Source organism: Alteromonas sp. DY56-G5, assembly GCF_041414725.1.
Lineage (GTDB): Bacteria > Pseudomonadota > Gammaproteobacteria > Enterobacterales > Alteromonadaceae > Alteromonas > Alteromonas macleodii.
This window is the reverse complement of record NZ_JANHZQ010000035.1, coordinates 14,011-26,609: the sequence shown is the minus strand read 5'-3', so window position 1 is coordinate 26,609 and position 12,599 is coordinate 14,011. Positions and strand designations below refer to the sequence as shown.

Annotated in this window: 10 protein-coding genes; 7 read left to right on the top strand and 3 right to left on the bottom strand. The window is 45.7% G+C overall.

Going from position 1 to position 12,599, the window contains the following annotated elements:
• Positions 1-253 precede the first annotated feature (253 nt).
• From NO989_RS15925 to NO989_RS15910, 4 genes are read left to right on the top strand one after another with little or no spacing between them, the layout of a single operon-like run.
• The gene (locus NO989_RS15925) at positions 254-1,864 is read left to right on the top strand and encodes an ABC transporter substrate-binding protein (protein ID WP_371342866.1); all 1,611 of its coding nucleotides are present in this window, start codon (positions 254-256) and stop codon (positions 1,862-1,864) included.
• A gap of 2 nt (positions 1,865-1,866) precedes the next feature.
• A complete protein-coding gene (locus tag NO989_RS15920; RefSeq protein ID WP_348670721.1) occupies positions 1,867-2,850 on the top strand; it encodes an ABC transporter permease in 984 nt (327 codons plus the stop codon).
• A complete protein-coding gene (locus NO989_RS15915; RefSeq protein WP_168463269.1) occupies positions 2,847-3,716 on the top strand; it encodes an ABC transporter permease in 870 nt (289 codons plus the stop codon). The genes NO989_RS15920 and NO989_RS15915 overlap by 4 nt, the downstream gene beginning before the upstream one ends.
• Positions 3,713-5,128, top strand: coding sequence for an ABC transporter ATP-binding protein (locus tag NO989_RS15910; RefSeq protein ID WP_239257970.1), 1,416 nt, complete (start codon positions 3,713-3,715; stop codon positions 5,126-5,128). Before NO989_RS15915 ends, NO989_RS15910 begins: the two co-directional genes overlap by 4 nt.
• A 67-nt stretch (positions 5,129-5,195) precedes the next feature.
• Here NO989_RS15910 and NO989_RS15905 read toward each other — a convergent pair whose 3' ends face one another.
• The 3 genes from NO989_RS15905 to NO989_RS15895 form a co-directional block, all read right to left on the bottom strand.
• Positions 5,196-6,083: an SDR family NAD(P)-dependent oxidoreductase gene (locus NO989_RS15905; RefSeq protein WP_049587896.1), complete on the bottom strand. Its 888-nt coding sequence runs from the start codon at positions 6,081-6,083 to the stop codon at positions 5,196-5,198.
• Between the two features lie 272 nt (positions 6,084-6,355).
• Positions 6,356-7,048 (bottom strand): SDR family oxidoreductase, encoded by a 693-nt coding sequence (locus NO989_RS15900; RefSeq protein ID WP_202942139.1) that lies wholly within the window; start codon positions 7,046-7,048, stop codon positions 6,356-6,358.
• Between the two features lie 14 nt (positions 7,049-7,062).
• Entirely contained in the window at positions 7,063-7,617 is a 555-nt protein-coding gene (locus NO989_RS15895) for a type 1 glutamine amidotransferase domain-containing protein (RefSeq protein ID WP_168463266.1), read from the bottom strand.
• Between the two features lie 401 nt (positions 7,618-8,018).
• On the opposite strand from NO989_RS15895, the gene NO989_RS15890 reads away from it, so the two are divergent.
• From NO989_RS15890 to NO989_RS15880, 3 genes are all read left to right on the top strand, one after another.
• On the top strand, positions 8,019-8,972 hold the full coding sequence (locus NO989_RS15890) for a YihY/virulence factor BrkB family protein (RefSeq protein WP_049587901.1): 954 nt from the start codon (positions 8,019-8,021) through the stop codon (positions 8,970-8,972).
• Positions 8,973-9,134: 162 nt separating this feature from the next.
• Positions 9,135-10,295, top strand: a complete 1,161-nt coding sequence (locus tag NO989_RS15885) for an MFS transporter (RefSeq protein WP_239218216.1) — start codon at positions 9,135-9,137, stop codon at positions 10,293-10,295.
• A gap of 140 nt (positions 10,296-10,435) precedes the next feature.
• A complete protein-coding gene (locus NO989_RS15880) occupies positions 10,436-12,574 on the top strand; it encodes a marine proteobacterial sortase target protein (RefSeq protein ID WP_348670722.1) in 2,139 nt (712 codons plus the stop codon).
• Positions 12,575-12,599: the final 25 nt, after the last annotated feature.

The following is a 12,599-nucleotide window of genomic DNA, read 5'->3' as shown; positions in this document are numbered from 1 at the left end:
CAAAAGTTGAAAATATTGTGCACCGACTTAACATTACTTAATATCTTGATGGTCATTAGCCAGTGCATTTTTTCAAAAAGCAGTTTAGCCCTACCGACTCAACCTGTACATTTATTCAACAAATCGTATATTATCCAATCTGGATCTTTGTTTTACTATTCAGGGCGTCAGCCTAAGAATACTGATACTGATTCACAGGATTCAAATAGACACGAAAAAGCTTAAAGGCTCGAAGGGAATACATAAAAATAATATGCGGATTAGACATCTAACAATTTTACTCGTCGTTGCCAGCGTTCTACTTAGTGCCTGCACACCTTCACAACCTACAAACAAAATTCTGATCAGTGGTCCTTTTGAACCAGTCAATAACGATCCGGCAAGTACCGGCTACATGTTTACACGAATGCAAATTCTGGAAACTCTCATAGACGTGGGCAACCAAGGTCAGCTTATCCCAGGACTTGCTAGCTCATGGTCAAATGATGAGGACTTTACTGTTTGGACATTTAATTTACGTCCTGATGTGTATTTTCATGACGGCACATTAATGACCGCCGACGCCGTCTACAAAAGCCTTTCGGTCGCGTTTGGTAAACCAACGCCATTTTCAAAAGATATGATCGCCAACATGGAGGTGGTATCAGAATATTCTATCAAGTTCACCTTGAACCAAAGTTACCGTCCCTTCCCTTCCCTGTTAAGTAATTATGCAACTGCGATCGTGGCACCTGCTACCTTCGGCAAGTTCAATCGAATTAAAACCTTAATAGGTACAGGCCCCTATCAGATTACGCACTTTGAACCACCCCACAATATTACAACCACGCGCTTTGACAATTATTGGGGCGAGCCCGCTGTTATTGAAAACGTTGAGTACGTAACGGGTCACCGCTCTGAAACGCGGGCGCTTATGGTACGAACGGGGCAAGCAGATATTGTGTACAACCTCGACCCTGCCGCGGTTAGCATGTTGCGCACTGACTCTAACGTAAACGTGTTTAGCGACAGGATCCCTCGCACCACTCTAGTTAAGTTAAATAGCGGCCATCCTATCCTCTCAGATGTAAAAGTAAGGCAAGCATTGAGTTTAGCGATTGACAGAAAAGGCATTGCATCTGGCGTAATGCGTATATCGAATATCTCTGCTGATCAGCTATTTGGCCCAAATATTCGAGACTGGCATATTCGTTCTACTGCCACAGATAATGCTACCAATACTATTTCAATGGGTGACGCTGACAATAATCCAACAATTAAAAATAGCGTTGAAAATGGTGACTTATTATTAAATAGGAAAAAAGCGGCACAGCTGCTAACCGACGCGGGATGGTTAGTAAGTGAGGATGGCGTGCGCTACAAAGATGGCTCACCTTTAACGCTGGATATGATTACCTATGCCAATCGCCCAGAACTCATTACCATTGCCACGGCAATTCAAGATCAGTGGGCTAGCATTGGAGTGAAGCTCTCTGTCCATATGGAAAATGTAAGTGCCATTCCTTCAGGGCATGCTGATGGTACATTAGAAACTGCACTTATGGCGCGTAACTTTGCTAACATTCCAGACCCTCTCGGTATAATGCTGGCTGACTTTTCTTCAAAAGAAGGCGGCGATTGGGGGCCAATGAACTGGCAAAATGAAAAAGTGTTTAGCGATTTAAAGACCTTGAGTCACACCACGGATGAACACGCTTACAAATCGTTGATATCATCAATTATGCAAGAAGTTCAGCAAGACGTTCCTCTTATCCCCGTTATGTACTATGTGCAGCAAACGGCGACTTCTAGCCGACTAAGAAACTTCAGCTTCGACCCTTACGAGCGTTCTTTTCGCGTATCTCAAATGAGAATAGCCCCATAATAATGAGAAAAATCCTACTTCAACGGCTGCTTCAAGCTGTACTGATGGCGTGGAGTGTAGGCACACTCACATTTATTATAACCCGTTCACTACCTGGAGATATGGCTTACAAAATAGCGGCTGGCCGCTACGGTGACGATGCGGTAAGCACAAGTGCCGCTAACGCCGTAGCAGAAGAACTTGGTCTGCACAGAAGCGCTTTCGAACAGTACGTAAGCTGGATGACTGATTTAGCCTCACTGGAATTAGGCAATAGCTTGGTCACGGGGGCCCCCATTGTTGTTGAGCTACAAAATCAGCTTTCTTACACCCTTGTTCTCGCTGGACTCGCTATTCTGGTATCCGCATTAATTGCGTTTCCTCTGGGAATTTATAGCGGCATCAGAAGCGCTCGAAAAAGTGAAAATACTCCTAAAAGCCGTGCTTCTCTTTTTGATAAAACAGCATTAGTATTTTCCACGTTCGTGCGCTCTCAACCGGTCTTTTGCTTGGGGCTAATTCTCATCTTTATTTTTGCACTAGAGCTCAACTGGCTACCGGTTGCGGGCTCTTCAGGCTTTGTCTATACCATATTACCTGTAATGACCTTAGGGTTAAGCCTGGCGGCTATATCAAACCGCGTAATTCGCAATAGTACTGTTAATGCGGTTCAATCGGGTTACTTCCATTTCGCCAAGATAAAAGGGTTAAGCGCTCTAGAGGCGTTTAGGTGCCATGCGCTACCTAACATTGTAATACCTGCTCTAGCCTTCATGGGCATACAGCTTATCGGGTTAATTGAAGGCGTAATTATGATTGAAAGCCTTTTTGCTTGGCCCGGCATAGGACACGGACTTTCCCATGCTGTCTTTGCCCGCGACATCACTATGTTGCAAGGCACAGCTTTGCTGATGGGCATTTTATTCGTATTGGTCAACACACTAGTCGATTTAAGTCAGTATGCACTCGACCCAAGGGTGAGAGAGAATCGAGGGTATAGCCAATGAAGACACCCGCCTTACCTGTTGAAAAAGTGATTGGCTTTTCACTTTTGATGCTGCTCTTATTACTTGCGTTGGGCGAGCCTGTTCTATTGGGAACAAACGGTAATCAACAAAATTTAAAGCAAGTGCTCGAAGCCCCAAGTGCGCAACATTGGTTAGGTACAGATCAGTTCGGACGCGACATGTTAGCCAGAATCTCAGAGGGTCTGCGCATATCACTTTCTCTCGCTGCACTGTGTGTACTAAGTTCATCAATCATTGGCGTGCTAACGGGCGTAATTGCAGCGTGGTGTAGAGGTTGGGTAGATACGACGTTGAATTTCATTGCCAATACAATATTGGCGCTCCCCGGACTGGTACTTATTCTTCTTTTCGCGGCGCTAGTACCAGGCTCTTTCATTATGCTGTATTTAGCCATTTCCTTAGTACTGGCCGTCGAGTACTTCAGGCTGGTACGTGCTATCACTCTACCAGTAGTGACAGGCCCTGCACTGGAAAACTCTGCGCTAATGGGTTTTCCAAAACGCTATTTATTTAGTAAGCATATATGGCCCGCCATTCGACAAGACGTGTTATCACTTGCTGCTTTTGGTGCCTCCTCCTCAATTATCGCCATGGCATCGGTGGGCTTCGTTTATGTTGGTTTAAAACCACCCAGCCCTGAGCTCGGGCTGATGATAGTTGAGCTTTTTCCATACTATCACGAAGCACCTTGGCTGCTCGCACAACCTATTTCCACCCTATTCGTTCTCGTACTGGGCTTTCACTTACTTTCTGCGAAGAGTGACAAAACACCTCGTTTAAATAAGTTCATTTTTGACAGCAGCAGTAGACTATCAAAGAGTGATGCATTGGAGCGCAAACTGTGAGCCAGTACATTGCTATTGAACACTTATCAATTTACGCGCAAGACACCATTATTGTAGAGGATCTATCCCTTAACCTTGAACAAGGCGAGACACTGACTATATTGGGTGAAACCGGGGCAGGTAAAAGTCTGCTAGCGCAAGCAATTATGGGCGACTTACCACCTGCACTGAGGGTTACGGGAAATGTTCTGGTAAACGGTGTAGATATGCTTCGTGCGAACCGACGTGAATGTGAACAATTGTGGGGGCGAGACATTGTTATGCTGCCGCAAGAGCCATGGCATTCTCTAAGCCCAATGATGAAAATTCGCCAGCAAGTCGCCGAAGTTTTTCGGTTTACATTGGGTAACGGTGCTCGCGAAGCACAAAAGAGTGCGAAGACACAGCTAGACAACCTGGCTCTTAAAGACGACAGTGATAAGGTCCCTTCTCAACTTTCCGGTGGAATGGCACAGCGTGTCGCTTTTGCCTGTGCATCAGCGACTAATGCACCTTTATTTCTAGCCGACGAACCCACAAAAGGGCTAGATGCCGGACGCAAACATCATATTGTTGAGCAACTAAAGCAAAAAGCTAACGACGGTACGCTACTTACTATTACACACGATGTTTCAGTGGCAGAGGCACTGGGTGGTAAATGTATGGTGCTTAAAAACGGGAAACTGGTTGAAACAGGTGATACCCGCAAGATACTGTCCTCCCCGTCTTCAAACTATACCAAAACCCTTATTGCGTCGGCTCCGCAACACTGGACGGCTACAACAAAAAAAACGCATAGGATTGCACCGCTGGTATCGGTGAATGACCTCACAATTATGAGAGGTAACCGTACACTATTTACTGGCCTTAGTTTTTCTTTAGGGGAAGGCGAAATTGTCGGGCTTTGTGGTGATAGCGGCAGTGGAAAAACGTCTCTAGGTGATGCTCTACTTGGGCTCCTACCCTATCAAGGCAATATTGCGTTTCATACGCTTTTACACCGTTATCAAACCCTAAAGCTATATCAAGATCCCCCCAGTTCATTTGCCGATCACACTACGCTTAAATCATTGATTGATGACGTAATAAAGCTTCACAAGGTGTCTAAAAAGCGTGCTGATTTACTTTCATCTCAACTAGGCCTTAACCAGCGATTGTTTGAGCGCAGCGCCTCTGAGGTAAGTGGAGGTGAGCTTCAACGCATTGCATTGCTGCGCGCGCTGCTACTAAGACCCAAGCTACTTATAGCTGACGAGCCAACATCTAGGCTCGACCCCATTACAAGTAAGGCAATTACTCACTTACTTGTCGATCAATGCAGAGAAGAAAATTGTACGGTGCTCTTTATCAGTCACGATAGAACACAGCTAGAAAAAGTCTGTGACCGCGTCATTGACCTTCAGACTCTCACAACACCAAAAGCCGTTATATAACGGCTTTTGGAAGACAAAATTCAGGGCACTTTCGTGTGTTTATACGTAAACCGTAGCCACGAATGAACTAAAAAGTCACGATTTCATCATCAATAAGATGACCAACAGCCTGACTCTGCTCAGCATCGACAAAGGCGCTATCAATCGCGCCAAAGCGCGCCGTAGTAACCTTTCTATAATTCGGGTGTGTATAAATATAAGTTTGCTCTGACTGAAGCGCCTCTATCACGCGCTCAGCTAGCACAGATGCATCGATTCCCGACTCTACTGCTTTAGTGGCCGCTTGAGCTCCTGCTTTAAGCTTTTCTTTATCAATGCGTTTCTCAGCGGCTACTGCGTATTTTTGCTGCCTATTTCTATACGACTCGTGAATGCGGGTTTTCACGAATGCTGGACACAATACAGAAGTATGGATTCCAAAAGGTTTCAGTTCTGGTACCCAGCTTTCCGTCATAGAGACAACCGCAGCCTTTGATGCGCAATAGGCCGCCGCATATGGCATGCCCATCATTCCTGCCATCGACGCCACGTTTAGCACCCAACCTCCTTCGCCGTGCTCTTTAATAGCTGGCACGCATGCTTGTGCGCCATAGAGTACGCCCATAACGTTGACGTCCATTACCCAGCGCCAGGTCTCATGCTCCGAATCTTCGACTTTCCCCGGCGTACCGCCAACACCAGCATTATTGATGACCATATGAACCTTGCCAAACTTCTCTTTGGCGTTAGCTACAATATCTTCCCACTGAGCGTAATCGGTAACATCAAGGGCGCAAGTCAATACATCGAAACCTTTCTCTCGTAAGTCGTTACCCGATTCGGTTAATGCAGCATTATCAATATCGCCCATGACGATATTCATACCCTGCCTTGCCAATGCCTCTGCCAGCGCTAACCCTATGCCGCCAGCGGCGCCAGAAATAATAGCGGTCTTACCCGTAAATTCGTTAGACATCTTACTCTCCTGTTATTGTTATTGCGCCGCGGGCCCTTTGTGAAAGCCATTTCAATGAGGAGTTTGCAATCGCCTATCTCACTCAACTAGCGCTTATCTACACACCTAGATTAGGGGTAACAGGAAGGGGAAAATACTTTATTTGGCTAATTTGAATAGCTTCATGAAATTAATAAGGCAGGTTAAAAGTAAGGGACAGGCAAACAAAAAAGGGCAGTGACTAACCTTGCCCTTTGCTTGAATAAATTATCTCTTACCCGTGGTTAGTTCGTTTACTTCGCCGGCATAACATAAACCTCGCGAACGCAGGCTGACTCTTCTGCGCTTAGGGCAAATAATACCGATTTTGCAATATCCGCTGGCTGAAGTTTATCTTCCTTAGGCTCATCGAAAAATGGCGTATTCACCATGCCAGGGCAGATAGTTGTACAGCGGCCGCCCCACTCGCGCATTTCTTCGGCGAGGTTCTGACCGAAACCATAAGCGAACCACTTACTTGCCCCATATACAGAGCCTTTCAGGGCTATTCGACCGGCGACCGAAGACGTAATAATGAAGTGGCCTTGCGTATCGCGCAGGTACGGCAATCCAGCTTTTGCAGTATAAAGCAGTCCATTTACGTTTGCGCCCAGCATGCCATCCCAGTCATCTACGTCCCCCTTTTCAATGCCGGCGGCTTTCGCGCCACGCCCGGCATTGGCGAAAATGCCGTCAATGCGACCGAAATGTTCGCTTACCTGTTTAAACGCCTTGTTTACTTCATTAAAGTCGCTTACGTCAGCTTTTACAGCAAATGCATTATCATTGCCAAGCTCTTCAACTAAGGCACGCAGTTTGTCCTCACTTCTCGCTAAGAGGGCAACGTTAAAACCGTTATTTACCAGTTGCTTCGCCGTTTCTTCACCAATGCCGCTGGAGGCACCCGTTATCGCGATAACCTTTTCATTTGTAGCTGAGGTGGACATACACTTCCTCCTTTTTACTGGGCAACCAATTCACTAATTTTGCTTACGAAAGCTGGAATATCATCTGGGTTTCTACTAGTGACTAGTTTTGAGTGGGTCACCACTTCTTCATCAACCCAGGTCGCACCAGCATTTTTGAGATCTGTTTGGATACTAGGAAACGAGGTGAGTGTTGCACCTTTCGCTAACCCAGACTCCACCAGCAACCATGGACCATGACAGATAGCACCTATAGCTTTAATACTTGCCGCGCTGTTTGCACTTTTGATGAAGGCAATAGCATCTTCATTGGTACGCAGCACATCGGGATTGATTTGACCGCCGGGTAGCACAAGGGCATCGTAATCTTCAGGGTTTACTGACGTAACTTGTTTATCAACGCTAATTTCTTTCCCCCAGTTGTCTTCGTCCCATGCTTTGATCGTGGACTGATCATCAATAGATAGCACATCAACTTCAGCACCTTGCTCAATAAACTTGTCTCTTGGTTGAATCAACTCGCTTTGCTCAAAACCATTGGTTGCCAAAATAGCGATTTTTTTGCCTTTAAGGTTTTGGGTGTTGCTCATAGTGTTCTCTCCTTCTGAAAGACGAAATGTAAAGCTAGTAAAAACAGGGGTCGCCACACGACAGGAATAACTGTCCGCCTACCACCATTAGCAAATCACATCAGGTGAACGCGTTAGTTTGTGCATGGCATAACCTAGCTCTTACTATCTAGCTAAGATGCTATTGAAGGTGCAAATTGCAAACCATTCCCAAAGAACAAAGCAAACCATTGATTTTATGAAAATAAATACAAAAAAAAGAAATCTCACCAACACCAATAGTCACGCACATATTCAGATTTTGTGAACGATTTACAGAGCTTCTTTCTCGCTCCTTTTTTTTAAGTTGATGTAAGCCGACAGCGAAGTTTTCATGTATCAAGCTTTAAGAGTTCTATCGATTAGGCAAAACATGAGGACACATGAGCAAGGAACGTTTCAACCACGCTAAATCTGCATTCGAGCTTTCTTTGAAAAGTTGGTGGAGTATTTCAAAGCGTATTTTCACTAGCCTGCAAAAAGATAACATTCCTCTTATCTCCGCTGGGGTTGCCTTTTACTGCTTGCTGGCTATCTTCCCCTTACTAGGGGCAACCATTGCCTTGTATGGGCTTGTTGTATCACCCGACGAACTGCAACGCCACATGGCATTGCTGGTAAATGTGGTGCCAAATGACAGTCGCTACATCATTGAAGAACAGCTTAAAAATTTAACCGAGAAGTCGAATACTGCATTAGGCTGGAGTTTTTTATTTACTCTGCTCTTGTCACTGTGGAGCAGTAGCAAAGGCGCCAACGCACTGATAAAAGCATGCAACATTACCTATAGCGAGGCGGAAGGAAGAGGCTTTTTCAAAGGTATTCTAGCGCGCATTACGTGCACCATATTTATGATCCTTACCGTAATTGTGTCCCTCGCCTGCATCACCATTTTACCCGAAGCAATAAACTGGATGACGTCAAATGCCCTTAGTACCGAGCAAGCCATGTGGGTGACTTGGCCAGTTATGCTGGCCCTATTTAATATTGCGCTTTCAGCCCTATATCGATATGCCCCTCATCGAAGAGAAGCCCAGTGGCGTTGGGTGACGCCGGGGTCAGTTTTTGCCACCTTATTATGGGTGGTAGCCTCGTATGGTTTTTCGATATACCTCAATGAATTTGGAAGCTACAACAAAACCTACGGCTCCGTTGGGGGCATTATTATTTTGCTTATGTGGTTGTATTTAACCGCCTATATCATTCTAATCGGTGCAGAGGTGAACTCGTCGATAGAGCTACAAACCTCCGCGGACAGTACGGTAGGAGAAGATAAACCTATGGGCGAAAGAAACGCATTTGTGGCAGATCATACACCGGATGATTTAAGGCGCTAATGCTTAAACTATCTGAGGCGCATGCACTATCTAGCAGCGCCTTCCTCACCATCAATTTTTAGCATCTTTACGAGCATTTCTTTTCATTTTACCTATATCAGAATTTGCCTCATATTCGCGCCGCGAAATTATCTTCTCTTTCCTTTAATGTAAGGCATTACCTTGGACAACACCCTTATCCCGCCAGCCAAAGCGCGGGTTTCTGTTCCCGTTATTGCGCTGGGTATTTACGCAGTTGCGTCTGGCTATTTGATGAGTCTGATCCCACTAATGCTCAGCCATTACAACCTAGACACGGCTATCGCCAGTTGGCTGGCTAGCAGCTTTTACGCAGGATTACTTGTAGGTGCCCTTAGCATTGAACCGCTGGTCACCCGCATTGGGTACAAGCACGGTTTTGCACTGTGTTTAGGCGTATTATTGCTAACTATTGTAGTAATGCCTTTGTTTGCTCACACCGCAGTTTGGCTTGTGGCTCGGTTAGTGGCTGGCGTTGCTGTAGCGGGTGTATTTGTTATCGTAGAGTCGTGGCTTTTACACGGCGACGAAGCCGATAGAGCCAAACGTTTAGGCTTATACATGGGCGCACTTTACGGGGGAAGTTCTTTAGGTCAGTTAGGTATTGGCGCTATTGGCGTAGGCGGCATGCTTCCTTTTGCTGCCATTTTCACCATGTTGATTTTAGCCATTGGCGTACTTTTGTTTGCAAAGAGCGAACAGCCTGAATCTTCCCACAGTACGCCACTGTCGCTAAAGCAAATATCGAAACTAAATCATGCCGCAATTATTGGTTGCATAGTGTCAGGCTTAACCCTAGGTGCCATCTACGGCTTAATGCCCCTTGAACTATTAAACCGCGGCATTGCTCATGACGATTTGGGTAGCTTAATGGCCTTAATTATTTTAGGCGCTATGGCAGTTCAACCTTTAATTCCTGCGTTATCCAAGTACTTAGGCCGCACGTTACTCATGGCACTATTTTGTTTACTGGGTGTCGCCGCCATAACATTAACCGCAGCGGTTAGTGGTATATACGCTTTGGGAGCGGGTCTGTTTCTATTAGGTATGGCAATATTTGCCCTATACCCAGTGGCAATAAATCTCGCCTGCGACAAACTCGATGCTAGCTTCATTGTATGCGCCACACAGGTCATGCTTTTCAGCTACAGCGTGGGTTCAGTAGTAGGCCCACTCATTGCCGATAACTTTTTAGTAGGCCCTCAAGGGTTGATGGGCTACTTATTTGCGTGCTTACTTGCTACCAGTATTTATATGCTGATAGCCAGTGTTAAAACCAAAGGGCGCGCCATGGCAGGCGAGTAACACACTCGCCACTATTGCCCATTAGATTGCCATAATCTCTGTTCACAATTCGCCCTATTCAGGGCGTTTAATGGTAAGTATCGATACTAAAGCGAGCTTACCTGATGCTATTTTCCAAAACACCCAAGCGGGATTATTTAATGCCTGCCAATACTTACAAACCTTTATTTAGGGAACGGCACCATGCAGCCAAGCCGCGTAATCACAGGTTGCTTATCCTTACTTCCTTCCTGTGCTTTTTGCTTGGTGTAGTAGTTAGCCCGCTAAGTCGCGCTGAGTCTGGCGAATTGATGCTGCAAAGCGTAGACGGTGAGTCTTCCCCCGCTCTTTTGCATTCAACTGACGTGGATTTACAGGTGAATGGCATGATTGCGCACGTTACCTATTCTCAAAAATTCACTAACACCAGTAATGAATGGAAGCATGCCGTTTACACCTTTCCGCTTAATGAAAACGCGGCGATTAACAGTATGGAAATGCGTATAGGAGACAGAATAATCCGGGGGCAAATTAAGCCGAAGGCAGAAGCGAAAGAAGCATTTGAAGCGGCCAAAAAAGCGGGTAAGAAAGCCAGTTTAACAAAGCAACAACGCCCAAATTTATTCACCCAGCAGGTCGCGAATATAGCGCCGGGTGAGGAAATAACGGTGACACTTCAGTATGTCCAACAGGTAGACTACCGCGATGGAAAATTTACTTTTCACTTGCCTACTACGCTCACTCCTCGCTATTCGCCCGGCATTCTGCTAAATCAGTTTAACGAGAATATAGAGGCTGAAATATCAGGTACAGGTTGGGGAGAACCCACAGATCAGGTACCCGATGCCAGAGCTATCACGCCTTATATGAGAGAAGGCAATGAAGGCCCGCAACTTACGTTCAACGCAACACTAAATACCGGTTTAACGCTTAATAGCGTCACTAGCAGAAATCATCGTGTGAATTGGTCAGAATCCACAGGTAATTATCTTGTCACCTTTAATCAAAGCAATATCAAAATGGACCGAGACATTTGGCTAGAGTGGCAGCCCTCGCCCTCTAGTGCACCACAAGCAGCTATTTTCACTGAATCGAAAGGTCAACATGACTACGCCCTTGTTATGCTAATGCCGCCACAAGTGAAGAGCCAAGATTTACAGGATTTTGATCGCGATATCACCTTCGTTATCGACACGTCAGGCTCTATGGGAGGTCGCCCGATTGTCGACGCAAAAGAGAGTTTACAATTAGCGATAGACCGCTTGAGTGAGAAAGACCGATTTAATGTTGTTGCATTCAACAATGACACCACGCGTTTGTTTGAAACCTCCGTAGAGGGAACAACACGAAACAAGCAATATGCGAGGGATTTTGTAAAGCACCTCAATGCAGGGGGCGGCACTGAAATGGCGCCAGCGCTTAATGCCGCACTTAAGCGCACGACAACTAAAGATTTTATAAAACAAGTTGTCTTTATTACCGATGGTGCGGTAGGCAATGAAGCTGCATTGTTCTCGCAAATAAAGAACGAACTGGGTGATGCGCGCCTTTTTACAGTAGGCATAGGCAGCGCGCCTAATAGCTATTTTATGACCCGAGCCGCTCAGTTTGGTCGCGGAAGCTATGTATTTGTTAGCAATACGGCAGATATTAAACAGCAAATGGATAGCTTGCTTTATAAATTAGAAAGCCCTGTGTTGAGTGATTTAAGCCTCACTCTACCAGCTGGCTATGCACAGTCAGCAGAGATTTACCCTTCTAAGATCCCTGATTTATACGCGGGAGTTCCTTTACTTTTGAATGTGAAACTGCCTCATAACGCCGGTACAAGCGGAAAAATGGCCCTTCAAGGCGCACTTGTAGACAAGCAGGGCACTACTCGCGAGTGGACCCGTTCGATAGCAATATCGCCAACGTCGACAGGTTCTACTCAACACCTTGGCGTAGCGACTGCTTGGGCAAGAAAGAAAGTGGCGGCGTTAATGGATGAAAAAGCGTTAGGGCGAAATGTAGATGAAGTAAAACAGGACATTCTTGCTGTAGCCCTGCCCCATAAACTTATAACAGAGTTCACCAGCTTCGTTGCTATTGAAGAAAAAATAGCAAATACACAGCGCATACCGTCTTCCACCGAAAACGTAAGAAACCTAATGCCACAGGGAACGCAATTCAGACAAATCAGTTACCCCCAAACCGCAGCGGGTGTATCTGAACATGTCGTATTAGGCATGATTGCCATGCTTTTATTATCGCTTTTTCACAGCGTCGCCTTCTTGCGAAACAAAGGGGGACGAGATTAGCACCTTAAGCTCATTTCTTTATTTT

Excerpts from the sequence above, each read along its gene's own strand:
- NO989_RS15925 (WP_371342866.1), top strand. The coding sequence starts at position 254 with ATGCGGATTAGACATCTAACAATTTTACTCGTCGTTGCCAGCGTTCTA.
- NO989_RS15920 (WP_348670721.1), top strand. The coding sequence starts at position 1,867 with ATGAGAAAAATCCTACTTCAACGGCTGCTTCAAGCTGTACTGATGGCG.
- NO989_RS15915 (WP_168463269.1), top strand. The coding sequence starts at position 2,847 with ATGAAGACACCCGCCTTACCTGTTGAAAAAGTGATTGGCTTTTCACTT.
- NO989_RS15905 (WP_049587896.1), bottom strand. The coding sequence starts at position 6,083 with ATGTCTAACGAATTTACGGGTAAGACCGCTATTATTTCTGGCGCCGCT.
- NO989_RS15900 (WP_202942139.1), bottom strand. The coding sequence starts at position 7,048 with ATGTCCACCTCAGCTACAAATGAAAAGGTTATCGCGATAACGGGTGCC.
- NO989_RS15895 (WP_168463266.1), bottom strand. The coding sequence starts at position 7,617 with ATGAGCAACACCCAAAACCTTAAAGGCAAAAAAATCGCTATTTTGGCA.
- NO989_RS15890 (WP_049587901.1), top strand. The coding sequence starts at position 8,019 with ATGAGCAAGGAACGTTTCAACCACGCTAAATCTGCATTCGAGCTTTCT.
- NO989_RS15880 (WP_348670722.1), top strand. The coding sequence starts at position 10,436 with ATGCCTGCCAATACTTACAAACCTTTATTTAGGGAACGGCACCATGCA.